This window comes from Nocardia sp. NPDC005998 (assembly GCF_040614395.1).
GTDB lineage: Bacteria > Actinomycetota > Actinomycetes > Mycobacteriales > Mycobacteriaceae > Nocardia.
The window spans coordinates 1-26,799 of record NZ_JBEXUI010000010.1; the positions used below are offsets into that span (position 1 = coordinate 1).

Consider the following 26,799-nt stretch of genomic DNA (forward strand, 5'->3'; position numbering starts at 1 on the left):
CCGAGCACCGGCAGCACGCCCGAGGTCGCGTGCGGCCGCATCGCGCAGTACATGAATCCGATACCGATCGTCACCCGCGGCGAAGCTCGTCCAGGTACCGCGGCTGCAATGTCGGTCCAGGAAGGCGACTACGCGGGCCGGGGCATCGCCGGATGCTGGAGCCTCGGATCATGACGGGGATCGGTCGATCCGGCAACAGGTCTCGGTGCGCTGCGGCAGGTTTCGAACTGGCCCTGCGGAGTTCGCGGCCTGCGGCGCGTAGCGGGTGGGACCTGGATCACAGGGAACCCGGTAGTTCGCTGGCATGGGAACGGCAATTGTCGGGCGGGCAATTAGACTGGATAAACAGACGTACCCGAGGACGAGCGAGGAGGTGGGGCCATGTCGAGCACCGAGGATCGGCGCTTCGAGGTCCTACGAGCGATCGTCGCGGACTATGTCGCGACCAAGGAACCGATCGGGTCGAAGACGCTGGTAGAGCGGCACAACCTCGGGGTGTCCAGCGCGACGGTCCGCAACGATATGGCGGTGTTGGAGGCGGAGGGCTATATCACCCAGCCGCACACCAGTTCCGGCCGCATTCCCACGGACAAGGGCTATCGGCAGTTCGTCGATCGCATCTCCGAGGTGAAGCCGCTCTCGCCCGCCGAGCGCCGGGCGATCATGGAATTCCTGGAGTCCGGCGTCGATCTGGACGATGTGCTGCGCCGCGGGGTGCGTCTGCTGGCCCAGCTCACCCGGCAGGTCGCGGTCGTGCAGTATCCGACCGTTTCGGCCTCGACGGTCCGCCACATCGAGGTGGTCGCGCTGAATCCGGCGCGGCTGCTGCTGGTGGTGATCACCGATACCGGTCGCGTCGATCAGCGTCTCGTCGAACTCGGCGCGCTCGTCGATGACCAGGATCTCGCCGCGCTGCGGGGCATGCTCGGCGGCGCGATGGATGGGAAGCGACTGTCCGACGCCTCGGCGGCCGTCTCCGAACTACCCGAGCGGGCTCCACAGCGACTCAAGGACGTGCTGGTGCGCGTTTCGACCGTACTCGTCGAGACCCTGGTCGAGCATCCGGAAGAGCGTCTGGTCCTCGGCGGTACCGCCAACCTGACCCGCAATGCCGCCGACTTCGTCTTCCCCGGTTCGCTGCGGGATGTGCTCGAGGCGCTGGAGGAGCAGGTGATCGTGCTGAAGCTACTCGCGGCGGCACAGCACCCCGGCACCGTGACGGTGCGCATCGGCGAGGAGACCCAGGTCGAGCAGATGCGCGGGACCTCGGTGGTGTCGACCGGCTATGGTTCGGCGGGTGCGGTTCTCGGCGGCATGGGCGTGCTCGGCCCGACCCGGATGGACTATCCGGGGACCATTGCATCGGTCGCGGCCGTCGCCCGATATATCGGTGAGGTGCTCGCGGAGCGATGAGGGGCGGCGTCCGGCCGTAGCGATTGCTTGCAGGTCGCTCGAAGCGGGCCCGTAGCGATTGCTTGCAGGTCGCTCGAAAGGGGCCCGTAGCGATTGCTTGCAGGTCGCTCGAAAGGGTCAGCCGGCGTCGCTGTTACTCTCGACCTTTCGGCGGATAAAGTTGAGTGCATCCGACTAATGCTGTTGCAAACCAAGGACTAGAGAACTCAAGTGGCACGGGACTACTACGGACTGCTCGGCGTCGCGAAGAACGCGACCGACCAGGAGATCAAGCGCGCCTACCGCAAGCTGGCGCGGGAACTCCACCCCGACGTCAACCCCGACGAGACGGCGCAGGCCAAGTTCAAGGAAGTGTCGACCGCCTACGAGGTGCTGTCGGACCCGGAGAAGCGGCGCATCGTCGATATGGGCGGTGACCCGCTGGAGTCCGGCGGCGGCGGCGCGGGCTTCTCGGGTGCCGGATTCGGCGGGCTCGGCGATGTCTTCGAGGCGTTCTTCGGCGGTATGGGCGGCTCCGGCGGGACGCGCAAGGCGCGCGGCCGGGTGCAGCCCGGTGCGGATTCGCTGCTGCGGACCCGGCTCAGCCTGGCCGAATGCGCGGTCGGTGTCACCAAGCATCTGACCGTCGACACCGCCATCCTGTGCGATATCTGCCACGGCGCTGGCACCAACGGCAAGTCCAAGCCGGTGCGCTGTGAGACCTGTGGTGGCGCCGGTGAAGTCCAGTCCGTGCAGCGTTCGTTCCTCGGTCAGGTGCTGACCTCGCGGCCGTGTCCGACCTGTCGTGGTGCGGGCGAGACCATCCCCGATCCGTGCCACAAATGCGGCGGTGACGGCCGGGTGCGGGCGCGCCGCGAGATCGCCGCGCCGATTCCGGCGGGTGTGGCCAATGGCATGCGGGTGCGGCTGGCCGCGCAGGGTGAGGTCGGTCCCGGCGGCGGACATGCGGGCGATCTGTACGTGGAGATCGTCGAGCAGCCGCATGACGTCTTCGTCCGCGACGGCGACGATCTGCACTGCACCATTCGGGTGCCGATGGTCGATGCCGCACTCGGCACCACCGTCGTCGTCGACACCATCCTGGACGGGCCGACCGAGCTGACCATTCCGCCGGGCACCCAGCCGGGTGAGATCTCGGTGCTGCGCGGCCACGGCATGCCGCGACTGCGCTCGGGTGCGCGCGGTGATCTGCTCGCGCATCTGGACATCGTGGTGCCGACCAAACTCGATGCCAAGTCGACCGACATGCTGCGCAAGTACAAGGGCATGCGCACCGGTGAACGCGCCGAGGTGATGTCGGCGCAGTCCGAGCACAACAGCGGTCTGTTCGCCCGCCTGCGGGCGTCGTTCAGCGGGCGATAGCCGTTGGCCGCCACGGTCTTCTATCTCGACGACATACCGGAGTCCGGCGCCATCGCGATCCTCGACGGCCCGGAGGGGCGGCACGCCGCGACGGTGCGCCGCATCCGGGTCGGCGAGGCAATCACGCTGTCCGACGGGAACGGTTTGCTGGCCGAATCGGAAGTCGTTGCGGCACAGAAGGACCGGCTGGAACTGACGGTCCTGAACCGGGTGCGGTCCGATCCGCCGCGGCCGCAGGTGACGGTTGTGCAGGCACTGCCGAAGTCCGACCGTTCCGAGCTGGCGGTCGAGCTGATGACCGAGGCGGGTGCCGACGCCATCGTTCCGTGGCAGGCGCACCGCTGCGTCGCGAACTGGGAAGGCAAGGCGCACAAGGCCGTCGAGAAATGGCGTGCCGCCGCCCGCTCGGCTGCCAGGCAGTCCCGGCGCGCCTACATCCCCGAGGTGGCCGACTTACATCACACCCGCGACCTGCTCGACACCATCCGCGAGATCATCGCCGCGGGCGGAATCGTGGTGGCCCTGCACGAATCCGGCGCCGCCCGCTTCGTCGAACTCCCCTTCGACAAGGCCACCGAGATCATGCTGATCGTCGGCCCCGAAGGCGGACTGGACGAGTCGGAACTCACCGCCTTCGCCGACGCGGGTGCGGACATAACCTTGCTCGGCCCAACCGTTCTGCGCACCTCGACCGCGGCCGCCGTCGCCCTCGGTGCCCTGGGGGCACTGACCTCCCGTTGGTGAAGTCAGGGCCGGACGGCGCTGATCACCCACACGGCACCTCGTCCGGTCCCGTGGCGTTCGGTGCGTATGTCGTCGAAGCCGCCCGCGCGGCAGCATGCCGCGAACGATTCGGCCTGCTGTTCGGTCCACCCATGGGTCGCCAGGCCGGTGGCGCCGGGCAGCACCTGGCGCTCGATGGCGAGAAATCGCCCGCCGGACAACAGCACTCGGTGCACTTCGCCCACCCCTGCGGCGATATCGCGCCAGTGGTGTATCGAGGCCATCGACCAGACAACCGTCGCGGAACCGTCTTGGACCGGGATGTGCTCGGCAGTGCCTTCGGCCCAGACAATGCGGGGGTCGCGGGTCAGGCGCCGCGCGAGCCGGAGCATTACCGGCGCCGGATCCACACCGGTCACGTGCGCGCCGCGGCGGGCGGCCGCCCGGGCCGCGGTACCGGGGCCGCAGCCGATGTCGATGACGCGATCCGCATCCGATACCGCGGCCAGATCCACCACCAACCGAGCCTTGGCGCGCCCCATGACCGCCATCACGAGGCCGAAGAATAGTCCGGCGGCCCCGGCGAAACCGGGGTGGTCGGCGTGGTGGTTGGCGGCGGTGGCTGGCGAAATGTCCATCGGTCGTCCCTTCTGGTGAAACCTGCTCGTGGGTACCACCGACCTTGCCGGTTCAGGTCGACTTGAAGTCAAATGGCGGCATGGAACTGATTCCGATCGGCGCGGCCGCGGCTCGGCTCGGGCTGAGCCAGTCGGCCCTGCGGTACTACGACGAGCGGGGTTTGGTGCGCCCGCGGACGCGGCAGGCGGGCCGCCGCATGTACGGCCCTGAAGAGCTACGACGCCTGGCGTTCATCAAGGTCGTGCACCGGCTGGGTCTGCCGCTGGACACCGCGGCCGCCGTACTCGACGCTCCGGGCACGCAGTGGCGCGAGACCGTCCGTGCGCGGATCGCCGAGCTGGAGCAGGTGATCGAGCAGGCGCGCAGCGCGCAGGAGTTCCTGAATCACGCGCTGCACTGCCCGGCCGACCATCCCGCTCGCGAATGCGCGACGATGATGGGCGGGCTGGACCGGCTCGTCGAAGGTATGACCTTCGAACAATTGACCGCCGAACACGGCGATCGGTCACGATCCGACGAGACCGCCTCGGGCTGAAATCCCGCCGCCATCGCCTTGGACGCGTTGACCTTCCGCTGGTAGTGGGTCGGACGCTCCGTGTGGCGCGGTGAAGACGGCGACCACGCAGAGGATTGCGACCGTGAAGCACGCCAGCGTGTACCAGAGGTTCCCGATGGGGTCGCCTTTGCTCGTCGAGCCGTCCACGGCGTCGAAGTAATCGGGCAATGCGGTCACCCAGAGCAACGCCATTACGCACAGATACACCACGCTGTAAATTCGCACGAAGCCATTCGTGTAGTGCGGTGTGTCCGAGTCGTTTTGGCGCAGCCGGAGCCACTGGCGAGTGAGAATCGGGATCGCGACAACGCTGACGATGACCAGTTCGGCCGCATAGAGGAATCCCCGCAACGGGGTGTTCCCGACGCCGAACAGCGTTGCCGGGATGGGCAATACGGCCGTCCCCAGAGACCCGAGTATGCCGATAACGGCAGTGCGCCAGACCAATTGCGGTCCGGAGAAGGTGCGACCCGCATCGACATGGCGACCGACGATCAACTGGACGAAGAACGCCAGCGACATCGGCCACAGCGCGGCGAATACTACCACGCTGGGCAGTGGTACCGAATCGAACATCGGTTGATTGAGCGGGTTTTCGATCGACCATTCCCACCAGCGCAGCTGCGGTCCGAGATGGTCGAAGATCTCATAAAAGCTGTGGTGGACGAAGCCCACACAGACGGCACCGACGAGAACGCCGTACCGACGGAAAACTCCCAGCATTCTGACGATTTCGAAGGCCAGTGTGGCCATCAGCGGGTAGATCGCGACGATATAGAGCGGGAGTCGGCCCCAGAGGAAATCCACGGTGAAAACGTTGTGCGCGAACATGGTGTCGACGTGTGCGTCGATACCGAAGGCCGCGGGAAAGTACAGCGGCGGTTCGATAATGAACAGGTAGGCCGTCGCGCCGAACCAGACCACGAGGTTGGTGGGATCGCCGTGACGACGCAGGCGCACAATCGCGTAGATCAGCGCGAGCACCGCGCCGAGGACGATGGTGAACTCGAGAACCGGCAGCGTCCAGTTCTCCAATGCAGCAGGGTTTCGCACCTCGATGAGTCCACCGGCCTCCTGACAGGAAAAGCCGAGCGCTTTCGCGAGTTGGTCGAAGGTGGGTGCGCAATGATCGGCCATCAGTCCCCCTGCGGCGCTGCGGCGGTATCGGCGGTGTACCAGTGCGATACGTCGTAACCGGCGTTATAGCGCTCGAACCACACATCGGCGAGTGCGGGCAGCTTCTCGTGGTCCGGATTGTGCCTGGGCAATTGACTGCGGATGATTCCTACCAGCGCGATGAGTTGTTCGCCGAGTCGTAGATCATCGAATGCGCGCGACATCGGGCCGTTGTCCTCGACATGCAGCCGCAACCACTTGCGCAGCTTCTGCTTACCCCGGTGCGTTGCGAACATTGCCAGTGCATCGATGCCCCGATCCGCCAGCGGCACATGCTTATTGAAGCCGGCGCACGCCACCCGGATGACCTTCATGACGTGTCGGAAGATCGACGGTGCCATGCGCATCCGGTAGGCATCGCTGCCGACCATGGAATCGAAGATGATCAGCGCGGAACTTCGATGTTCGACTTCTTCGACGAAGTGCCAGATGAACAGCGATGCGACACGGTCGTCGCCCGGCCGGAACAGGGTCGCATCGTTGTCGAGCATCAGTTTGAACACCGGGGTGAAGGTTGCCTCCAGATCGGCGGTGTAGGCGAGCCGATATTCCAGGGAGGTGTGCACGGTGAGGCGGTCGAATTCCGCGATCACTTCGTTGAGTGTCTCTTGCAGCCCTGGGTATCGCCTGATCAGAGCGTTGGCGTGCTGGCGGTGCGCGGTCGAGTGCTGCCCCTCCTGACGCACGAACGCATCCGCCTCCGCCGCGACCGCGGGATCGGTGATCCGCGGCATGGCCTCGCGAATCATATTGACGATCATCTTCTCGAAGCCGATCGCCAGGAAGGACACCGCATTGGCCATGGACGAGAAGGCCGGATTTGCTTCGTTCCACAGGAACGGTACGTCGTAGTCCGCGAAGGCGAATCGCATCTTTCGGACTTGTAGATCGGTCACTTGGCTATACCTCTGTTTCGGAAATGGTCTGGTAGCCGTGTTCGGACGCGCCGAAGCCTCGATGCGGCTGATCATACATATATCGATGCGTGTGTATGATCTAAATCGTATTTGCTGGCCCGAACTGGGACAACGGCGATGGGACGACCCTGTGGTAGCGTCGAGCCCCTGATCCGGACAGTCGGCGGGCTCGGCCCGCAGTCGGTTTCGCACGCGACGGACATGGGTTCGAGCCGAGGAAGCGAGCAGTGGCAGGAAGGCGCGGGTGGGGCGGGAGTCCACCGACCAGCGATGCAGAAGCGTCCCGTCGAATAGTCACCGCCGCGGTCGAGTTGATCGGACGAACGGGTTCGGAGATCAGCATTGCCGACGTCGCGGAGTCGCTCGGTGTCATCCGTCAGACGGTGTACCGATACTTCCCCAGTGCGGACGCGCTGATGCGGGCCGCGGCGATCGCGTCGGTCGATGGTTTTCTGGACCGGCTCACACAACAGGTGAGCGGCATCGAGGACCCAGTCGAAGCCATGACCGAGGGCGTGGTCTACACCCTTGCCGAGGTACGCCGGACGCCCCACCTGGGGATTCTGCTCTCGAGCACATATTCGAATGTGCACCCCGAAAGCCTTACCTCCGAAGAGGCGCAAATCTTCGGAATGACGATGATCAAACGCTTCGACGTCGATTGGGCGCAGTACGGGTACGACGACGCAGCTCTACAGGAACTCGTCGAATACGTTCTGCGAACGATGCAGTCGTTCTTCATCGCTCCGGGCAATCCGCCACGCAGCGACGATGAGCTGCGTCGATATCTACGGCGCTGGATGGGGGCCGCGATCATCGCGCAACCGAAGTCGGACGGTGAACGCACCGATTGACCCGCTCGCCGACGGCGGCGCAAAACCGCTGTCGGCGAGCGTATTTCGCTCGGGTCAGTATTGCTGCCGGTCGGCGTTGGGTGTGCCGGGGGTGGGCTGCTGCGGCCACTGTGCATTGGGCTGCTGCCATTGCGCGTTCGGCTGCTGCGGCCACTGCGCGTTCGGTTGCTGCGGTGCGGGCTGCTGGTACTGCCCCGGCATACCTCCGCTGTTGGCCTGCGCGAGCAGTTCATTGACGCGGTCGCCGGATACGTTCGACGACGCGCCGCACCATGTGCATTCCAGCGAGTGCTTGGTGCTGATCGGGAACAGCGGGATGAAGAAGAGCGTGAATTTGGTGACGAGTTTGCGCAGTGCGTGTGCGGCCGGATTGCCGCAGTTGCCGCAGACCAAGGTGATCATGGCGAGCGTGTGAATACGCTTCTGCCAGCCCCAGATGAGCATGTGAAACCCCCGAGATAGAAAATCTGACGCCGGTTACCCTACCCGCTCGCCCGAGTCGGCGGACCCGCCATGCCGACGGCCGACCGCGTGTGGCCCGTCAGGTACCACACCAAGACTCCCGCGATTGCCACCAGCGCGGCGACACACCCTGCCAGTCCGATCCAACCGCCCTTCGCATAGGCGAAGCCCGCGGCACTGCCGATGACCGCGCTACCGAAGTAGTAGGCGAACAGGTACAGCGATGATGCGGCGCCACGGTTGCCGGGCGCCATCGCGCCGACCCAGGTGCTGGCCACCGCGTGGGCGCCGAAAAACCCTGCGGTACATAGTGCTATCCCCACAACGACGGCGATCAGCTGGTCCGGGATGGTAACGAGAACGCCGACGCCCATCAGCGCGACCGATACCGCGAGCACCCGGTGCTTGCCGATGCGATCGGCCATGCGTCCGGCGGCGGCCGAGGCGAATGTGCCGGCCAGATACAGCAGGAACAACGAACCAACAACGGCGGCAGGCAATTCGAAGGGCGGCCGGGCCAGGCGGTAGCCGAGGAAGTTGTAGATCGATACGAAGCCGCCCATCAGCACGAACGCCAGCGCGAACAGTGCGAGCAGTCCGCGGTGGCGCACCGACGTGCCGAGATCGCCGAGCACGGTACGCATTCCGGCGGGTCGAGCGACGAATCCGCGCGAGGGCGGCAACCCGCGCACGAACCAGATCGTGCAGATCGCCGCCGCGATCGCGATCGCGGCCTGGGCCATACGCCAGGATGTCAGCTCGAGGGCGAAGGCCGGAATCAACCGCCCCGCCAGCCCACCGATCGAGGTGCCCGCGACGTATACCCCCATCGCGGCACCCAATCCGGCGCTGCCGATCTCCTCGGCGAGGTAGGCCATCGCGACGGCGGGTACTCCGGCCAGCGCCACTCCTTGCACAGCTCGGCCCGCGAGCAATACGTCCAGCGACGGGCTCAGCGGCAGTAGCAAACCGACCGCCGCCGCGAGCACCGCGGATGCCGTCATGACGCGCGTGCGTCCGAGCCGCGAGGACAGTGCGCCTGCCGGGATGATCGCCAGTGCCAGAAATCCGGTGGTCAGTGAGACCGCCAAGGCTGCGTGCGCCGGATCGGCGCCGAAGGCCGCCGACAGGCTGGGCAGCAATGCCTGCGCGCTGTACATCGAGGCGAAGGTGGTCAGCCCCGCGGCGAACAGTGCGGTGGTGATCCGACGTTCGTGCGATGTGCCCGAAACACTGGTCGAGCGGGTATCCGTGCTGGTCATGGCGCCTCCTGCATCCAGGATCGGCAGCCGACTTCAAGAAAGGAAATGAATAGTAATCTGGTATCTAATGCCTCATACGCATAAGGAGAGCTCCGATCGTGCTGGGTGACGACCTGCTGTGGTTCACGACACTCGCCGAACTGGAGCGCGTCGGTGCGGCCGCCGAACGGCTGCACATCGCCCAGCCGACGCTCTCGCGCATGCTCGCGCGCCTGGAACGCCGCCTCGGCGCCGAACTGTTCGACCGCCACGGAAAGCGCATCGAGCTCAACGACTGCGGCCGCATCTACTATGAGCACGCCCGTCGCGCACAGTCCGAACTCGACGCGGCCGCCCAGGCCGTCGCCGACCGCACCGATCCCGCGAAAGGTGTTGTCCGCCTGTCATTTCTGCACAGCTTCGGCCGGTGGCTGGTGCCGCAGCTGATCGGCGGCTTCCGCCGCGGTTCGGCCCGCATCTCCTGCACCCTCTGGCAGGGCGCGTTCGACGCAGTGGTCGATCAGATACTCAACGGCACAGCGGATTTGGCGATCGTGTCGCCCCGGCCATCGGCCGCCGGACTGGGCTGGCACAAACTGCTGGACCAGCCGCTGGTGCTCGCCGTCCCCGCCGAACACCGGCTGGCCGCGCGTCGGCATATTCGGTTCGCCGATCTCGCCGATACGGAATTCATCACGATGCCAACGGGTTTCGGTATGCGCCGGATACTCGAGGAAATGTCCGCGGCCGCGAATATCCGTCCGCGCATCGCCTTCGAGTCGACCGATCTGGTCACGGTCGCGGGTCTGGTAGCGGCCGGGCTCGGCGTTGCGGTGCTACCGCTGGAAGATCCGATTCCGGCCACGGGCGCACTATCGGGCCTGGTGACCGTCCCGCTCGCCGATGTGGGAGCCGCACGCGATGTCGGGCTGATCTGGTCGGCGACCGCCCCGCCATCGGACGCCGTGCGTCGATTTCGTGACTTCACCGAGGATTGGGCTCGGCGGCGCGGGGGAATCCAGATGCCACGACGGTAGGCAGCGATCAGCAGGCAATCGCGACGGCCGAGGTAGCCGTTGTTCACCGGCGAAATGTAGCGTGTTTCGCCCTTTAGGGTGGGGCGGAAGCCTGTCGAGGCTATTATCGAACGTGTGAGCGATAGCGGGGGGATTGGGAACGCGCGGTACACGTACCGGTTGCGGCTTTCCGCCACCGCGCTCCGCGCTCTACTCGCCGAGTGGAGCCGCTGCCGGTGGGTGTGGAATCAATGCGTCGCCGAATCCCGGCGAGCCCATGCGGGTGGGGAGAAGATCGGCCCCGCCGTCTTGGACAAGAAACTGACCGGTTGGCGCGGTGAACACGACTGGCTTCGGGCTGGGGCGTCGGTCCCGCAACAACAGATCATCCGCGATTTCGGACGCTCGCGCGCGAAAGCGGTGAAAGACATCAAAGACCGTGTGCCGCAACGTCGACGGGCAGGGATGCCGGGGTTCAAGAAGAAGGATATCGCTGGTCCGACCCTGAACTACACGCTGCGTGGATTCCGTCTCGTGGACGGCCGCCTACACCTCGCTGGCGGTGTGGTAGTGCGGCCAGCGTGGTCGCGGGAGCTACCCGCCGCGCCATCCAGTGTCCGTGTCTACCGCGACAGTATCGGCCACTGGTACGCCAGCTTCGTTGTCCCCGCCCAGGCGCAGCCGCTACCCGCGACAGGGCAAGCGATCGGGATCGACTGGGGCGTAAAGGAGATCGCCACCACGACCAGCGACTCCCATGACTTGCCGCATCCCGGGTGGGGGAAGAAATCGGCGGCAAAGCTTGCCCGCTACCAGCGGATGATGGCGCGGCGGAAACCGAAACGCGGACAACCGGGCTCGCGCGGCTACCAGAAGGCGAAGCGCAAGGCTGCGAGGCTGCACAACAAGGTGGCGCGGCAGCGGCAGGACACCGCTCGGAAGTGGGCGAAAGCCGTTGTGCGGGATTTCGACCAGGTCGCGGTGGAGGATTTCAAACCGAAGTTTCTCGCCAAGACGACGATGGCGCGGAAAGCGGCGGACGCGGCGATCGGTGCGACGAAGACCGCGATGCTGGAGATGGGCCGAAAACACGGCCGTGACGTGCGGCTGGTGTACCCAGCGCATACGACCATGGATTGCCGGATGTGCGGGGCGAGAGCCAAGCATCGCCTCCCGCTGTCCGAACGTACCTACTGGTGCGAGCATTGCGGACACAAATCCCCGAGGGATAAGAACTCCGCGGGCGTGATGCTGAACAGGGCTGGTTTCCTCCCTGCTGGTGTTGATTGCGCAAGACCAGGTCGCTCGCCGAGCAACCGGGCAGCATGAGCCAGGAATCCCCCGCCTTCAGGAGGGGGAGGAATCAATGCCTGTTGTCGGTGGGGCGCGTTAAACTTTCATCAACGACGCAGCAATTCGAGACCGGAAAGCAGGCTATAGCCACTTTTGAGAACACAAGGCGAGATCGGCGACCCAACTACACCCGCGGCAGGCATGAGCTCAGCCACCCCGGCTTCCATCCCCGGTGGAGCGGACAACGGCTCGGGTCCGGCAGCACGCACCGTGCGCTCCAGCATCGAACTCGCTCCCGAATCCGTATTCCCGTTCCTCGGTTCGGCCGACCAGAACCTGCGTGAACTCGAGCAGCTGCTGGACGCGGATATCCACGTCCGCGGCAATTCCGTCACACTCACCGGTAAGGCGGCCGATGTCGCCCTCGCCGAGCGGGTGATCGAACAGCTCGTCGCGCTGACCGGTCGCAATCGAGTGGTGACTCCGGAGGCGGTGCGCCACACCGTATCGATGCTCACCGAGGGTTCCTCGGAATCCCCGGCCGAGGTGCTGAGCCTGGACATCCTGTCCCGGCGGGGCAAGACCATCCGGCCCAAGACGCTCAACCAGAAGCGCTATGTCGACGCGATCGACGCCCACACCATCGTGTTCGGTATCGGCCCCGCCGGTACCGGCAAGACGTATCTGGCGATGGCCAAGGCCGTGCAGGCGCTGCAGACCAAGCAGGTCACCCGGATCATCCTCACCCGTCCCGCGGTCGAGGCGGGCGAGCGGCTCGGCTTCCTGCCCGGCACCCTCAACGAGAAGATCGATCCGTACCTGCGCCCGCTCTACGACGCGCTGCACGACATGATGGATCCGGAGGCCATTCCGAAGCTGATGGCGGCCGGTGTCATCGAGGTCGCGCCGCTGGCGTATATGCGCGGACGCACGCTCAACGATTCATTCATCATTCTCGACGAGGCGCAGAACACCACGGCCGAGCAGATGAAGATGTTCCTCACCCGGCTCGGATTCGGTTCGAAGATCGTGGTGACCGGTGACGTCACCCAGGTCGACCTGCCGAATGGCGCGCGTTCGGGTCTGCGCGTGGCCAGCGAGATCCTCAACGGTATCGAAGATATCCATTTCTCCCAGCTGACCAGCAGCGATGTGGTTCGGCACCGGTTGGTCTCCGATATTGTCGACGCCTACGAACGGGCCGAAGCCGAGCGGGTCCCCCAGGTCGGGCCGCACTATCCGGGCAATCGCGCCCAGCGTCGCGCCGCGAGCCGGGGAGATCGGCGCTGACGTCGGCTTATAGGCTGATGCGGTGAGCATCGAGATCGCCAACGAATCGGGTATCGACGTACCCGAAGAAGACCTGGTCAGTGTCGCGCGATTTGTCATCGGCCGGATGGACGTGCACCCCGCGGCCGAGCTGTCGATGGTGCTCGTCGATCTCGACACCATGGCCGATCTGCACATGCGCTGGATGGACCTACCCGGCCCGACCGATGTGATGTCGTTCCCGATGGACGAACTGGAGCCGGGCGGTCGCCCCGACAGCGCCGAACCGGGTCCGTCCATGCTCGGCGATATCGTGCTGTGCCCGGAATTCGCCGCAGGTCAGGCCCGCAAGGCCGGTCATTCGCTCGATCACGAACTCGCGCTGCTCACCGTGCACGGCGTGCTGCACCTCCTCGGTTACGACCATGCCGAGCCCGAGGAGGAGAAGGAGATGTTCGAGCTACAGGCCCGGCTGCTCGAGGAGTGGTACGAGAGCCTGCGCGAGGCGCAATTGCGGGCCGAATTGGCCGAACGCGATGCCAGGCTGCTGGGGAAGGCGGGCTTCACCACACCGGGTGAGGCGCTGGGCCCCGCGTGAATTCGCTGACCCTCATCCTGCTGGCGGTGCTGCTCGTCCCGGTGGGCGGGGTTTTCGCCGGTGTCGATTCGGCGCTGAACACCATCTCACCGGCACGACTCGAGGATATGGTCCGGGCCGAGCGGCCGGGCGCGGTGCGGCTGACCAGAATCGTGGCCGACCGGCCGCGGTATGTGAATCTTCTTGTGCTGCTTCGTATCCTGTGCGAGATCAGCGCGACGGTACTGCTGGCGGCGGCGCTGATTCCGCTCTGGGACGACGATTGGGCGCTGCTTTTCACCGCCGTCGTCATGGTGCTGGTGGACTATGTGGTGATCGGGGTCGGCCCGCGCACGCTCGGCCGCCAGCACGCCTACTCCATCGCCCTGGCCTCGGCGCTGCCGCTGCAGTTCATCGGCACGGTGCTCGGTCCGATCAGCAGGCTGCTGATCCTGATCGGCAACGCGATCACCCCCGGTAAGGGATTTCGCAACGGCCCCTTCGCATCCGAGATCGAGCTGCGCGAAGTGTTCGAGATGGCCAGCGAACGCGGCGTGGTGGCCGATGACGAACGCCGGATGATCCAGTCCGTCTTCGAACTCGGCGACACCCCGGCCCGCGCGGTCATGGTGCCGCGCACCGAGATGGTCTGGATCGAAGCGGATAAGACCGCGGCACAGGCGATGTCGCTCGCGGTGCGCAGTGGGCACTCCCGCATTCCGGTGGTCGGCGAGAACGTCGACGATATTCTCGGCGTGGTGTATCTGAAAGACCTTGTGCCGTATGCGGATAGGAGTCGCAAGGTACAGGTGCGCGATGCGATGCGCCCGGCCGTGTTCATGCCCGACTCCAAACCGCTGGACAGTCTGCTCGACGAAATGCAGCGCAGGCGAAACCATATGGCGCTGCTGGTCGATGAATACGGCGGCATTGCCGGACTGGTGACCATCGAGGATGTGCTCGAGGAGATCGTCGGTGAGATCGCCGACGAGTACGACACCGATGAGACCCCGCCCATCGAAGACCTCGGCGAGGGCCGCTACCGGGTGTCGGCGCGGCTGTCGGTCGATGATCTGGCCGAGCTTTACGGCCTGGAGATCGAGGAGGAGGACGTCGATACCGTCGGCGGACTGCTCGCACACGCACTGGGCCGGGTGCCGCTGCCCGGCTCCAAAGCCGTTGCGCACGGCTTGGTACTGCGCGGTGAAGGCGGCGCGGACGCGCGGGGTCGGGTGCGAGTGCACACCATTGTCGTGCGCAAGGCGCCGGAGAAATCGCATGCCGAGAAGTCCAATGGCAGGCGCAAAAGTAACGGGTCAGAACGGGATATCCCGAACGATCGTGATCAGAACGGAGACAGCGATGGCTGAACTGGATGCCGAGGACAACAAGCTATTGGTGCTGGCGAAGGGGGCGCTCGGCCGCACCGGTGGCAGTTCGGGCGCGGCCATCCGCGATACCGACGGCCGCACGTATTCCGCCGGTGAGGTTTCCCTGCCGTCGCTGCGACTGACCGCGCTGCAGGCCGCCGTCGCGGCCGCGATCTCCAGCGGCGCGGAGGGATTCGAGGCGGCCGTGGTCGTCGGGGGCAGGTTGTCGGACGCCGGAGTCTTCGCGGTACGTGAGGTGGCGGCCGAGGCACGCATCATCTTCACCGACCGCTCGGGCGCGGTCTTCGAGATCGTCGACGATGCCGAGGGTGTGGAGGTGCAGGGTGGCTGATGACACCACCGAATTCCGTTCCGGCTTTGTCTGTTTCGTCGGCCGCCCGAATACCGGCAAATCGACGCTGACCAATGCCCTGGTCGGCCAGAAGATCGCGATCACCTCCTCGCGTCCGCAGACCACCCGCCACACCATCCGCGGCATCGTGCACCGCGACCACGCCCAGCTCATTCTGGTCGACACCCCCGGCCTGCACCGCCCGCGCACCCTGCTCGGCCAGCGCCTGAACGACCTCGTCCGCGATACCTATTCCGAGGTCGATGTGATCGCGCTGTGTATTCCGGCCGACGAGAAGATCGGTCCCGGCGATAAGTGGATCCTGCAGCAGATCAAGCAGATGGCGCCGAAGACGACGCTGCTGGGTGTGGTTACCAAGATCGATAAGGTGAGCCGCGACCAGGTCGCCGAACAGCTGATGGCGCTATCGCAGCTGCTCGGTCCGGACCACGATGTGGTGCCGGTTTCCGCGGTCAAGGGTGAACAGGTCGAGGTTCTCGTCGACGTCATCGCCTCGAAAATGCCGGAGGGCCCGGCCTTCTACCCCGATGGCGAGCTCACCGACGAGCCCGAGGAAACCCTCATGGCCGAGCTCATTCGCGAGGCCGCCCTGGAAGGTGTCCGCGATGAACTTCCGCACTCGCTCGCGGTGGTCATCGAAGAGGTGCTGCCGCGCGAAGAGAACGAAGACATGCTCGACGTGCACGCCCTGCTGTATGTCGAACGTCCGTCGCAGAAGGCGATCATCATCGGCAAGGGCGGTGCCCGCCTCAAGGAGGTCGGCACCAACGCGCGCAAACAGATCGAACACATTCTCGGCGTCCGCATCTACCTGCATTTGCACGTCAAGGTTGCCAAAGACTGGCAACGCGACCCGAAACAGCTTGGCAAACTTGGGTTCTGACCTGGAAACATGGGATGTGATGCCCGAGCCGCTGCTATAGTCGGCCCGCTGGCGGCTGTCCGTGATGACTCCGGACCGCCGCGAGTGCGTCGGAAGGGTCCCGACGCATACGGAGGGCTGAGCTGTGAGCGTGGTCGAGGGCACGGTATTCGCTGGGTATCAGATCGAACGACGTCTCGGTGCGGGCGGTATGGGCACCGTATATCTCGTCCAACATCCGCGGCTGCCGCGTAAGGACGCGCTGAAGGTTCTCTCCGATATCAATGCGGAGGATCCGGAATTCCGGGCCAGATTCCTGCGCGAGGCCGAAATCGCTGCGCGACTACAGCATCCGAATCTCGTCGCCGTGCGGGATCGCGGCGAACAGGATGGTCGACTGTGGATCGCGATGCAATATGTGGACGGTGTCGATGTCGCCCAGCTGATCAAGACGAATGCGCTCCCCATCGAACGCGCCGTACGGATCTTCGTGGAGGCGGCACGCGGTCTGGATGAGATCCACCAGGCGGGCCTGCTGCATCGCGATGTGAAACCGGCCAACATCCTCGTCGCCGCGCAGCCGGACGGATCGGATCGGGTGCTCGTCACCGACTTCGGCATCGCCCGTGCCGCCGACGATTCGACCACCCTCGCCTCCGGTGGGACCACCGCCACCCTGGCCTATGCGCCGCCCGAGCAGATCAGCGGTGATCCTATGGATTACCGGGGCGATATCTACGCACTGGGCTGCACGCTCTATCACATGCTGACCGGCTCGGTCCCGTTCCCTCGGGACAGTCCGGGGGCGGTGATGTACGCGCATCTGAACGAGCCGCCGCCTCGGCCCTCGATCGGAAATCCGAGCGTGCCAACGACATTCGACGGAGTGATCGCCAAGGCCATGGCAAAGCGGCCGAACGAGCGGTTCGCCAGTTACGGGGCGTTCGCGGCGGCGGCCCGGGCCGCACTGTTGGGGGACGCGGTCACCGGTTCCGGACCGGACGCAGCGCGGACCAAGCGCCGCGACCGGGTGCTCGCGGCGGGACTGCTGGTTGTCGTCGTTGTGGCGACTGCGATTTCGACGGTGCTGTGGATCGGCGGCGACCCACCGGCCACTACATCGCCACCCTCGACCACCGCGGCTGCGCCGAATGTGAACACCGCCGAGTGGGGTGCCTACGCCTATATGGCGCAGGCATTTCCCGAACTGCTGCCGCCCTCGCCATTGGCGACCGGGTACAAGGATGTCGGTGGCTGTATTCCACTCGACGCGCAAGGCCATGCCGCTTCCTTCGACGTACCTGCCGCGGTCGGCGAACTGTTTTGCATCGGTGATGGCGATCCGGCGCGCACCATGGCCGTCAAATGCAATGCCAACAGGTCGCCGATCTTCCCCGATAGGTTCTTCGCTCGGGTAGAGGGCGATGAACGCTGGGTCCGGTCATCCGGCACCGGGCATGTGAATTGGGGTTCCGATATCGAAATCGATGGCAAGATCCGCGGCCAGTTGGAGGTCTATTTCGACGATCCGAGCCGGAATTTCTGCAGCGTGGAGGTGCACGGCGCCGCATCGGGCACCGAACTTCACGACAAATGGTGGCCTGATGCGCCGCTGTGACCGGGTGTGCAAGGTCCGTGCCGCCGTGGCCAGCACGGTGGCGATATTGGCGCTGGCCACCGGCTGTACCGCGCACGGCCAGCCGCTGCCGCAGCGCCCCGATCTCGGCTCGCTCGATATCGGCGGGTATAGCCTCGAACCGCTCCACGAACCGGCCGTCGACAATGAGAAATACGGCAGGGTCATGGAATCGATGCGGCTGGGAGAGGTCATGGCCGATCCAGCAGAGGTGGATCCGACCTTGACCTTCCCGCTGAGTGGCTTCACCGCCGTGCCACTGCCCACGCCCGCCAAGGCCGGTGCGTATCTCGCGGCCCCGGTCCGCCCGGTCCTCGAAAAGTGGGGAATGCTGGCCGGTTTCGCGGTCGGTCGCATCGACAAGGAGGTCGAGCGTACGCCGGTGGTCGGCACCGCCCGGCTGTTGACCGTACTGGTGCTGCGATTCCCCGACCCCACCGCGGCGCAGCGGGCCGCCGAGGAGATCGACTCGGTCGATGCGTCGGTCAGTCCCGAGAATGTGGCCGTCGCTATCCCGGAATATTCGGCCGCGCACGGCCATTGGCGTCCGAATGTGCCGACAGTAGCGGTCTCGCTCGCGCACGAGTCGTTCGTCGTCACGCTGCTCGGGGGGCATACCGCTGCCGATCTCACTGCCCTCACCACATTGGCGCGCAAGGCATTCGACGTCCAACTGCCCAGACTGCGCGGTTTCGCGGTCACCCCGCGTGAACAGCTCGCGGCCCTGCCGCTGGACCGTGACGGCATGCTCGCGCGTATGGTGCCGAAAGCGCCGGGGCGCTGGCCGTTCCCCGCCGTGGCCTTCGGTACCGAACAGGAAAACGCGGGTTGGAATAGCGCTCCCCAGGCAAGTGGCGTCGTATACGGCACCCATGCCACCTTGTTGTACCGGGGTGTCGGGAAACCGAATCCGCCGGAGTTCATGGCCTTCAATGGTTTAGAGGCTCTGATGCGATTTCCCGATGTGGCCGCCGCGCGCAAGTCCTTCGCGAAGGCGCAGGACGGGGTCGATAGAAACGGGCGGCGTTCGATGCCCGGCCCGACGGGGTTGCCGGATGTCACCTGCGCGAAGGAACCGGACGACTTGTCCGCGCTTCCGTTCATATATAGCTGCACTGTGTTGTACGGGCGTTATCTCGCAGTACTTTTCGGTCGGGATCTGCGCGACTTCCAACAGCGGGTCGCGGCTCAGTACGGTCTGTTGGTGAACAGTGAGCGGGGAACATGACCGAGATCCTTGCCCCTGGCACGGTATTCGCCGGGTATCTGATAGAACAGGTGCTGGGCACCGGTGGGATGGGGACTGTGTATCTCGCGCGGCATCCGAGGCTGCCGCGCCACGATGCGTTGAAGGTCCTTTCGGAGATCCACAGCGGCGATGACGAGTTCCGTGCGCGATTCATTCGAGAGGCCGAACTCGCCGCCCGGCTAGATCATCCCGATATTGTCGCGGTGCACGACCGTGGCGTGCAGGACGGTCGGCTGTGGATCGCTATGCAGTTCGTCGACGGCATCGATGCGGCCGAACTAATCCGCCACGGTGCCGCCGAGCTGCCACCGGAGCGGGCATTGCACATTGTCGGGGCGGCGGCGCGGGGCCTGGATGCCGCGCATCGCGCCGGACTTCTGCACCGTGACGTCAAACCGGCCAATATCCTGCTCGAGTCGCGACCAGGGGAACCCGATCGAGTTTTCGTTTCCGACTTCGGAATAGCCAGGGCCGCAGGACAATCGACCGCGCTGACCGCGGCGGGGTCGGTGCTGGCGACCCTGGCGTACGCCGCGCCGGAACAGCTCGTGGGCGGCGTGGTCGATCAGCGGGCGGATGTGTACGCGCTGGGCTGCACGCTCTATGAATTGCTCACCCGCGCAAAGCCGTTTCCACGCAATACGGCCGTCGCGGTGATGCAGGCGCACATCCAGGATCCGCCGCCCTGTGCCACCGCGGTGAATCCGCTACTGCCGCAGGTCATCGATCGGGTGATCGCGCGGGCGCTGGAGAAGAACCCGGATGATCGTTATCCATCGTGTGGTGCGCTGGCCGATGCGGCGGCGGCCGCGTTCGACGGCCGCGCTGAGGCGGTCACTGTCGATCTGCGCAATACCGCACCGCGACCTCCCACGCGTCGGCGGCGCCTCGGGCTCGCGATCGGTATCGCCGCATCGGTCGTTATCGTCGGCATCGCGAGTGTGGCTGCGCTGAACTGGAATTCGACCCAAATCCCGGCGACGATCGCCACGAGTGGATCGCCGACGAGCACTGCGGTGGCGGCGACCAGCTCGCCCGCCGCCACCGCGACGACCGCCAATGGTCGGTTGTCGTGGGGCAGTCACAGCTTTATCGCGCAAGCTCTTCCCGAACTGCTTCCGGCCAGCCCGGTCGAGAGCGGGTATCAGGGCCTCAGGTGCGTCGCGCGGGATTTGGACTATCGTCCCGTCGACGTGAACCAAACCGCTCCAGCGGTCGCCAATCTGGATTGCTCCGGAAACCGGGATCCGGTGGAGTCGATCTTCGTGGGCTGCAATTCGAATCGCAGCCCGACCAATTACCACGCGGACCCCGATTTCATCCCGCTCGGCGATGAACGATGGGAGCGCCGGTCCGGGCGCGGCCGGATTCTCTGGTTCGACAGCACCACCCCGGACAATGACCCCCTGGGGCCCAACCGGCCCCAGGGCATCCTCCGGATTCTGTTCGACAATCCCCAGCGGAACTTCTGTTCGCTGTTCGTATCCGGCGGGACCTCCGGACGAGACCTGTACGACCGCTGGTGGCGTAGCGCGCCGTTCTGAATCGATCGAGTGAGGAAGACGTCTTGGATGTTGCCGAGGGCACCACATTCGCCGGGTACCGCATCGAGCGTCGCCTGGGTGCGGACGATTTGGGCGCCACCTATCTGGCGCAGCATCCGCGGCTGCCGCGTCGGGACGCGCTGAAAATTCTGTCCGACGGCTATGCGGACAAGTCGGACTTCCGTACACGTTTCCTGCGCGAGGCCGAAGTCGCCGCCCGACTGCAGCATCCCAATGTGGTCGCGATCCGGGATTGCGGTGACCAGGACGGCCGACTGTGGATCGCGACGCAGTATGTGGACGGTGTCGATGTCGGTGAGTTGATCCGGCGCGGCCGGACCGAGCTGAATGTGGAGCGCGCGGTCCGCATCATCGCCGAGGCCGCGCGCGGACTCGACGAGATCCATCGCGCGGGCCTGCTGCATCGGGATGTACAGCCGGGCAGCATCCGCGTCGCCGCACAGGCCGATGGACCGGAACGAGTGCTGATCGCCGACTTCGGCATTGCCCGCGACGTGGGCGATGTGACGACGGTGGCCGGTGGTGGCGGCCTGCCCGGGGCCGTGGCCTACGCCGCGCCGGAGCAGATCAACGGTGCTGCCGTGGACGATCGCGCCGACGTATATTCGCTCGGCTGCACGCTGTACCACATGCTCACCGGTTCGGTCCCGTTCCAGCGGGACAGTCCCGGGGCAGTGATGCACGCACATCTGAACGAGCCGCCGCCGCGAGCCTCGCGCGGAAATCCCAGCGTGCCAGCGGCATTCGACGCCGTGATCGCCAAGGCCATGGCAAAGCGGCCGGAGGACCGCTACCCGAGCTGCGGAGCGCTCGCGACCGCGGCGACGGCGGCGCTGTTGCCCGCATTGGATACGACCGTGGTCGCACCGGCTCCGGCGTCGCGCGGACCGGACCGCCGCCGACTGCTGCTCGGTGCGGTGGTGGTCGCCATTGCGGTTGTCGCGGTGGTGGTTTCGACGGTGCACCGGATCGGTCGCGACCAACCGGTCACATCCGCCGCGTCCGGGCCGAGCACCAGCGTCGACCGCGCGACCGCCGCATCGGCCGCGGCATGGAGCCCGCACGCCACTGTCTTCGCGGCATTTTCCGATCTGCTGCCGGCCACACCACTGGGTGTTGGCTATCGGGAGCTGCACGATTGCAAGTTCCTCGATCAGCAGGGGGTCCCCATGTCATTCGATGCGCGGGTGCCGATCGATCGGCTGAACTGCACCGGCGACCAGGATCCGATGGAACAGGTCATTCTCACCTGCAACACCGATCGTTCGGTCATGCAGCCAGCGGCTCCGCAGGAACGGCCCGAGGGCGCCGAGCGCTGGACCCGGCCGTCCGGTTCGGGCGAACTGCACTGGGGCAACTACACGAACCGGCTGGGAGGCTCGTTGGGCGAGTTGGAGGTGTCGTTCGAGGGTCCGAATCGGAACTTCTGTCGAATGCGGGTGATCGGCGCTGCGTCCGGTGCGGATCTGCGTACGCGGTGGTGGCTCGATGCGCCACTCTGAGGTGAACAATCGCGCGCGGCACCTGACGCGTTCGGTGGCCGCCACGGCGGTAGTGGTCATGGCGCTGGTCTCGACGGCGGGCTGTGTGCTGCCGGGGCATCCGGTATCGGCGAACCCGAATCCGAAAGCGCTCGATGTCGGCCTGAGCAGTATCGAACCCCTCACAGTGCCTCCCAATAACAACGAAAGCTATGGACGGACACTGGAATCGGTCCGGATGGCGGAGGCGATCATCGATCCGGTCGAGGCCGACGTGTCCCTGAAATTCTCCTTCGAGACCGGCGGCGCGTTGCCGCTTCCGACGCCCGCGAAGGCGACCCAGGTGCTCGCTAAAACGGTGCGCCCAGTGCTCGAACGGTACAGGATGCTGGCAGGTTTCATGGTCGGCGGCGCGGACAAGGAACAGATCGGTCCACCCGTCATCGGTCGGTCCCGATTGCTGACCGTTGTGCTGCTTCGCTTTCCGGATGCGGCGGCAGCTCGGCAGGCGGCACGAGAGATGGACGCGACCGATGCCGCGGTGAGTCCCGACAATGTGTCTGTTGTCATCCCGAATCAGCCGTCGGCATTTGCGCATTGGCGTCCGAATGTGCCGACGTTGGCCGCGACGATGGCGCACGAATCCTTCGTGATCAGTGTGCTCGTCGGGCATACGAGTCCGGATCTCGACGCGCTCACCACAGTGGCGCGTCGGGCCTTCGAAGCACAATCGACGCGCTTGCGCGACTATTCGGCTACACCACCGGACCGGCTCGCCGTGCTGCCACTCGACAGCGACGGCATGCTGGCCAGGTTGATCGCCGAAGTGCCTGGGCGCTGGCCCTTTCCGACGGTGGCGATGACCGACTATGAGCAGAATGCGGGCTGGCATGCCGCCGCCATGGTGACCGGGATCGTCTTCGGTCCGCGCGGGACCTACCTGTACGGTTCGCGCCAGCACCCGAGCTCGATCGAGCTCGGCGCCGTCAACGGCTGGAATGAGCTCGAACGCTACCCGGATGCGATTGCCGCCCGCCGGGCATTCTCGGATCCAGAGCGGGGACAGGACCCCGAACTGCGGGTCGCGCCGACGCCGGAGGCCGTGCCCGACGTCCGCTGCTTCGAGCAGCTCGATGTGCCCCCGCAGCTCCCGCTCCGCTTCACCTGCAGTCTCATGCACGGCCGCTACGTCGCGCTGATTCGTGGCCGCGATCTGAAGAGCACTCATCAGCAGCTCGCGGCGCAGCTGGGTCTGCTGCTGAACAGCGAGTAGAGATATGGCTGGAAAGTTCGTTCCGGGAACGGTTTTCGCCGGGTATGTGATCGAGCGGGTGCTCGGCAGCGGCGGAATGGGTTCGGTGTACGTGGCGAGGCATCCGAGGCTACCGCGCCATGATGCGCTCAAGGTGTTGTCGGATGATCACGGCACTGACGCGGAGTTTCGCGCGCGGTTCATTCGCGAGGCCGAACTCGTAGCACGGCTGGACCATCCGAATATCGTCGCCGTGCACGACCGTGGTATCGAGGACGGTCGGCTCTGGATCGCGATGCAATTCGTAGACGGTATCGACGCCGCGCAACTCATTCGCCATGGGCCCGCGGAGCTGACACCCGAACGTGCACTGCACATTATCGATGCCGCCGCACGCGGTCTCGATGAGGCCCATCGGGTTGGCATGCTGCACCGTGACGTCAAACCAGCGAATATCCTATTGCAGCGCCGGCCGGGGCAGCCGGATCGCGTCTATGTCACCGATTTCGGAATAGCCAGGGCTGCAATCGAAACGACGGCACTGACCGAAGTGGGGTCGGTGCTGGCTACGCTCGCCTATGCCGCTCCGGAGCAGCTGATGGCGGGTCACGTCGACTATCGGGCCGATGTCTACGCGCTGGGTTGCACACTGTTCGAACTGCTGACCGGGCAGAAGCCCTTTCCCCGGACCACCGCCGTCGCGGTGATGCAGGCGCATATCCAGGATCCGCCCCCGCGCGCCACCGCCGTGAATCCGACGCTGCCGCAGGCGATCGATGACGTGATCGCGCAGGCGATGGCGAAGAACCCGGAACATCGCCATACCTCCTGTGGCGCGCTCGCGTATGCGGCGGCGGCCGCCTTCGATCGTCGGGCGGATGGGGCGACGCTCGACCTGCGGCCGCCCGCCGAGCGGCGGTTCCGTCGCCGCATCGCGCTGGGCGCCAGTATCGCGGCGGCGGTCATCGTACTCGGTGTCGCGAGTGCACTTGCACTGAACGGGAATTCGAGTGATGTGACTTCGACCGGAGCCTCGGCGGCATCGAGTACGGCGGTCACGCCGAGCAACACCACCTTGCCGCCGACACCTACTGGTGCCGCTGGCGCTGCATCGTGGGGCGGTCACAACTACATGGTTCGGGTGCTGCCCGAGCTGCTGCCCAAGACCCCGGCGGACAGCGGCTATCAGGGGATGCGATGTGTCGCGGTCGATGCGGACAAGCGGCCGATCGATGTGAACCAGGCGGTGGGTGCGATGACCTACCTGTCCTGCAACGGTGACCGCAATCCGCTGGAACTGCTCATCGTGGCGTGCAATGCCAATCGAACCTCGAGCAAGATCGAGCCCTACACCGATGCGGCGGTCGCCGGAGAAGAGCAATGGGAACGCCCATCCGGCCGAGGCCGGGTGATCTGGCAGGACGTCACCGGTCCGAGCGGTCGACCGGCGGGTGCGGTGCAGGTCGAATTCGCCGACGGCGGCCGCAGCTTCTGTCAGCTGCGGGTATTCGGTGGCGAATCCGGCCGGGACCTCCTCGAACGCTGGTGGCGAAACGCCCCGGTCTAGCGGCGAAAGTTCTTATACCGTCTAACTACTCGATAAAGGGGAAGGGACGCCATGTCGGGTTCGAAGCCGCTGCGGCTCAGTTCGCGCGACTCCGATTCGATGGGCGGTGAGGTCGGGGATTGGATCACCAGGGTGGTCTTCGCCGTACTCGGCTCTGGCCGGTGCTGCGGCTGTGGATGTGGGTCAGCGGCCGGGTCCCGGGATTGTCGAAGGAGACTCGCTGGTACATGCACCAGCGGTATATGGCACCCAGTCACCGGGACGCTGTACTTCTCGCGAGGTCGAGTGGCCGACGACTCCACTATCGGCATCCTCGTCGCCACCGGCCTCGGGAAGTCCGGCCAGCCGCAGCAGTGCTTGCTGATGTATCCGCAGGCGACGGCCGGGGCCGGACGGGGCCCGGCGGGCACCAAGAGCGATACCGAGGTCCGAACCCCGCCCGAACGCTGAACTCACCACCAGGGTTCGGGGCGGTGGCGATCCCAGCGGAGTTCCGATTCCAGTTGTGCCGCAACGGAAACCAGTAGTGGCTCGGAGTTCGCCGTCCCCATCAGCTGCGCGCCGACGGGGAGCCCGGCGTCGGTGAAGCCCGCGGGGACATTGACGGCGGGCCAGCCGAGCACATTCCAGGGCCAGGTGTAGGGGCAGGCGGCGGTGATGAGGTCGTTGGTGGCATTGACGCCGATGCCATCGATTTCCTCGGCGCGCGGCGGGGGAGTCGCGGTGGTCGGCGCGAGCACCAGATCGTAGTCGCGGAAGAACCCGCCGATTCGCTTGTGCAGCAACGGTTCCGCCTGGCGCGCCGCGAACAGTGCCGGTCCGCTGAGGGCCCGGCCGAACCAGACGTTGGCGGTCGTGCGCGGATCGACCTGCGCGCCGGGCATCTTGTCGTAGATGGCCCGGATGCCCGCCATCGAGCGCGGCAGGAATGACGCACCGATCATGATGCCGTAGTGCAGATCGGCCACGGTCACCGAATGTCCGAGGCGGCGCAGCGTGGCGGCGATGTGCTGGACCGCGACCTCGACCTCCGGGTGCAGCGCGGTCTTGGTGGCGGTGAACGGAATTCGCAGCGACAATGCGATGCGCAGTCGGCCCGGATCACGGCCGACGGCATCGGAGACGGTGAGCGGTTCGGGGGTGTGCAGATCGCCCGCATGCGGTCCGGCCGCGGTGTCCAGCAACAGTGCCGCATCGGCGACGGTGCGAGCCAGCGGTCCGTTCACGGTGAGACCTTGAAAGGCCTCGGCCTCCGGCCAGGTGGAAATGCGGCCGCGCTGCGGTTTGATGCCGACGAGATTGGTCCACGCGCTCGGAATGCGCACCGAGCCCGCGCCATCGGAACCCAGTGCGGCGGGCACCAATCCGGCCGCGACGGCGGCCGCGGAACCACCGGACGAACCGCCGGGGGTGTGTGCGGCGCCCCACGGATTGCGGGTGTGTCCGAAGGCGGCGGCGCTGGTGAACGGCAGCTGACCGAGTTCGCAGGTATTGGTCTTGCCGACGATCACCGCACCGGCCGCGCGCAGCCGCCGCACCGCTTCGGCGTCTTCGGTTTTCGGCGGCAGGTCGCCGCCGCAGCCGAATGCCGTTGGCGCACCGGCGATATCGGTGTCGTCCTTGATCGCGATCGGCACGCCGAGCAGGGGGAGTCGTTCGCCGGCGGCCAACCGCTCGTCGGCCGCGGCCGCCTCCGCCAGTGCCTGCTCGCGCCGGACGACGCGGAAGGCGTTCAGGGTCGGCTGGCTGGCCTCGATCCGGTCCAGCGCGGCGCCGGCCGCGGCCACGGAGCTGATCGTGCCCTGCGCGAGTGCCGCGGCGAGGTCGGCGAGTCCCAGTTCGGTGGTCGCGGCCGGGCGCAGGGTGGGGTCGGACACCGTCATGTGAGCTCCGTCTTCCTTTGTTCGTTCGTTGCACGGTAGCGCGGAGCTGGTCAACCGTCCACA

General features: G+C 66.0%; 25 protein-coding genes. 19 read left to right on the forward strand and 6 right to left on the reverse strand.

All coding sequences use genetic code 11. The annotated features are described in order from the left end of the window. The first annotated feature begins 381 nt into the window (after nt 1–381). The 3 genes from hrcA to ABZ293_RS16005 all read left to right on the forward strand — a co-directional run bounded on the left by hrcA (nt 382) and on the right by ABZ293_RS16005 (nt 3,519). Entirely contained in the window at nt 382–1,413 is a 1,032-nt protein-coding gene (gene hrcA, locus ABZ293_RS15995) for a heat-inducible transcriptional repressor HrcA (RefSeq protein WP_355181172.1), read from the forward strand. Nucleotides 1,414–1,623: 210 nt separating this feature from the next. Continuing rightward, on the forward strand, nt 1,624–2,775 hold the full coding sequence (gene dnaJ, locus ABZ293_RS16000; RefSeq protein WP_354952843.1) for a molecular chaperone DnaJ: 1,152 nt from the start codon (nt 1,624–1,626) through the stop codon (nt 2,773–2,775). Between the two features lie 3 nt (nt 2,776–2,778). Beyond that, entirely contained in the window at nt 2,779–3,519 is a 741-nt protein-coding gene (locus tag ABZ293_RS16005) for a 16S rRNA (uracil(1498)-N(3))-methyltransferase (protein ID WP_355181174.1), read from the forward strand. 2 nt (nt 3,520–3,521) lie between these two features. Here the strand turns inward: ABZ293_RS16005 and ABZ293_RS16010 are convergent, their stop codons facing one another. Next, nucleotides 3,522–4,136: a class I SAM-dependent methyltransferase gene (locus tag ABZ293_RS16010; RefSeq protein ID WP_354952840.1), complete on the reverse strand. Its 615-nt coding sequence runs from the start codon at nt 4,134–4,136 to the stop codon at nt 3,522–3,524. Nucleotides 4,137–4,216: 80 nt separating this feature from the next. Between ABZ293_RS16010 and ABZ293_RS16015 the strand changes: the two genes are divergently transcribed. After that, nucleotides 4,217–4,672 (forward strand): MerR family transcriptional regulator, encoded by a 456-nt coding sequence (locus ABZ293_RS16015; protein ID WP_355181176.1) that lies wholly within the window; start codon nt 4,217–4,219, stop codon nt 4,670–4,672. Here the strand turns inward: ABZ293_RS16015 and ABZ293_RS16020 are convergent. Together ABZ293_RS16020 and ABZ293_RS16025 are read right to left on the reverse strand one after the other, a co-directional pair. After that, nucleotides 4,643–5,830: a hypothetical protein gene (locus tag ABZ293_RS16020; protein ID WP_355181178.1), complete on the reverse strand. Its 1,188-nt coding sequence runs from the start codon at nt 5,828–5,830 to the stop codon at nt 4,643–4,645. The two genes, ABZ293_RS16015 and ABZ293_RS16020, sit on opposite strands and share 30 nt — an antisense overlap. Beyond that, nucleotides 5,830–6,765 carry a metal-dependent hydrolase gene (locus ABZ293_RS16025; RefSeq protein ID WP_355181180.1) on the reverse strand — a complete coding sequence of 312 codons (936 nt, stop codon included), beginning with the start codon at nt 6,763–6,765 and terminating at the stop codon, nt 5,830–5,832. Before ABZ293_RS16025 ends, ABZ293_RS16020 begins: the two co-directional genes overlap by 1 nt. Nucleotides 6,766–7,013: 248 nt before the next feature. On the opposite strand from ABZ293_RS16025, the gene ABZ293_RS16030 reads away from it, so the two are divergent. Then, on the forward strand, nt 7,014–7,640 hold the full coding sequence (locus tag ABZ293_RS16030) for a TetR/AcrR family transcriptional regulator (protein ID WP_355181182.1): 627 nt from the start codon (nt 7,014–7,016) through the stop codon (nt 7,638–7,640). Between the two features lie 54 nt (nt 7,641–7,694). Here the strand turns inward: ABZ293_RS16030 and ABZ293_RS16035 are convergent, their stop codons facing one another. Further along, nucleotides 7,695–8,084, reverse strand: a complete 390-nt coding sequence (locus ABZ293_RS16035; RefSeq protein WP_355181184.1) for a zinc-ribbon domain-containing protein — start codon at nt 8,082–8,084, stop codon at nt 7,695–7,697. Between the two features lie 38 nt (nt 8,085–8,122). After that, entirely contained in the window at nt 8,123–9,364 is a 1,242-nt protein-coding gene (locus ABZ293_RS16040; RefSeq protein WP_355181186.1) for an MFS transporter, read from the reverse strand. A 98-nt stretch (nt 9,365–9,462) separates the two neighbouring features. Between ABZ293_RS16040 and ABZ293_RS16045 the strand changes: the two genes are divergently transcribed. From ABZ293_RS16045 to ABZ293_RS16110, 14 genes are all read left to right on the forward strand, one after another. After that, on the forward strand, nt 9,463–10,380 hold the full coding sequence (locus tag ABZ293_RS16045) for a LysR family transcriptional regulator (RefSeq protein WP_355181188.1): 918 nt from the start codon (nt 9,463–9,465) through the stop codon (nt 10,378–10,380). Between the two features lie 114 nt (nt 10,381–10,494). Then, nucleotides 10,495–11,688, forward strand: a complete 1,194-nt coding sequence (locus tag ABZ293_RS16050) for a transposase (protein ID WP_355181190.1) — start codon at nt 10,495–10,497, stop codon at nt 11,686–11,688. A gap of 165 nt (nt 11,689–11,853) precedes the next feature. Beyond that, the gene (locus ABZ293_RS16055; protein WP_355181192.1) at nt 11,854–12,942 is read left to right on the forward strand and encodes a PhoH family protein; all 1,089 of its coding nucleotides are present in this window, start codon (nt 11,854–11,856) and stop codon (nt 12,940–12,942) included. Between the two features lie 22 nt (nt 12,943–12,964). Continuing rightward, the gene (gene ybeY / locus ABZ293_RS16060) at nt 12,965–13,519 is read left to right on the forward strand and encodes an rRNA maturation RNase YbeY (protein ID WP_355181194.1); all 555 of its coding nucleotides are present in this window, start codon (nt 12,965–12,967) and stop codon (nt 13,517–13,519) included. Further along, nucleotides 13,516–14,868 (forward strand): hemolysin family protein, encoded by a 1,353-nt coding sequence (locus ABZ293_RS16065; RefSeq protein ID WP_355181196.1) that lies wholly within the window; start codon nt 13,516–13,518, stop codon nt 14,866–14,868. The genes ybeY and ABZ293_RS16065 overlap by 4 nt, the downstream gene beginning before the upstream one ends. Further along, the gene (locus ABZ293_RS16070) at nt 14,861–15,220 is read left to right on the forward strand and encodes a cytidine deaminase (protein ID WP_354952819.1); all 360 of its coding nucleotides are present in this window, start codon (nt 14,861–14,863) and stop codon (nt 15,218–15,220) included. Before ABZ293_RS16065 ends, ABZ293_RS16070 begins: the two co-directional genes overlap by 8 nt. Then, nucleotides 15,189–16,124, forward strand: a complete 936-nt coding sequence (gene era / locus ABZ293_RS16075; RefSeq protein WP_355181198.1) for a GTPase Era — start codon at nt 15,189–15,191, stop codon at nt 16,122–16,124. Before ABZ293_RS16070 ends, era begins: the two co-directional genes overlap by 32 nt. Nucleotides 16,125–16,248: 124 nt before the next feature. Continuing rightward, complete coding sequence (locus tag ABZ293_RS16080; RefSeq protein ID WP_355181200.1) at nt 16,249–17,721, forward strand: serine/threonine-protein kinase; 1,473 nt, start codon at nt 16,249–16,251, stop codon at nt 17,719–17,721. Continuing rightward, complete coding sequence (locus ABZ293_RS16085) at nt 17,708–18,967, forward strand: hypothetical protein (protein WP_355181202.1); 1,260 nt, start codon at nt 17,708–17,710, stop codon at nt 18,965–18,967. Before ABZ293_RS16080 ends, ABZ293_RS16085 begins: the two co-directional genes overlap by 14 nt. Continuing rightward, nucleotides 18,964–20,532 (forward strand): serine/threonine-protein kinase, encoded by a 1,569-nt coding sequence (locus ABZ293_RS16090; protein ID WP_355181204.1) that lies wholly within the window; start codon nt 18,964–18,966, stop codon nt 20,530–20,532. The genes ABZ293_RS16085 and ABZ293_RS16090 overlap by 4 nt, the downstream gene beginning before the upstream one ends. Nucleotides 20,533–20,555: 23 nt before the next feature. Beyond that, complete coding sequence (locus ABZ293_RS16095; RefSeq protein WP_355181206.1) at nt 20,556–22,055, forward strand: serine/threonine-protein kinase; 1,500 nt, start codon at nt 20,556–20,558, stop codon at nt 22,053–22,055. Continuing rightward, nucleotides 22,042–23,307 carry a hypothetical protein gene (locus tag ABZ293_RS16100; protein WP_355181208.1) on the forward strand — a complete coding sequence of 422 codons (1,266 nt, stop codon included), beginning with the start codon at nt 22,042–22,044 and terminating at the stop codon, nt 23,305–23,307. The genes ABZ293_RS16095 and ABZ293_RS16100 overlap by 14 nt, the downstream gene beginning before the upstream one ends. A gap of 4 nt (nt 23,308–23,311) precedes the next feature. After that, nucleotides 23,312–24,853: a serine/threonine-protein kinase gene (locus ABZ293_RS16105; RefSeq protein ID WP_355181210.1), complete on the forward strand. Its 1,542-nt coding sequence runs from the start codon at nt 23,312–23,314 to the stop codon at nt 24,851–24,853. Nucleotides 24,854–25,138: 285 nt separating this feature from the next. Further along, nucleotides 25,139–25,303, forward strand: a complete 165-nt coding sequence (locus tag ABZ293_RS16110) for a hypothetical protein (RefSeq protein WP_355181212.1) — start codon at nt 25,139–25,141, stop codon at nt 25,301–25,303. Between the two features lie 2 nt (nt 25,304–25,305). Here the strand turns inward: ABZ293_RS16110 and ABZ293_RS16115 are convergent, their stop codons facing one another. Next, nucleotides 25,306–26,736, reverse strand: a complete 1,431-nt coding sequence (locus ABZ293_RS16115; RefSeq protein ID WP_355181214.1) for an amidase — start codon at nt 26,734–26,736, stop codon at nt 25,306–25,308. Between the last annotated feature and the right edge of the window lie 63 nt (nt 26,737–26,799).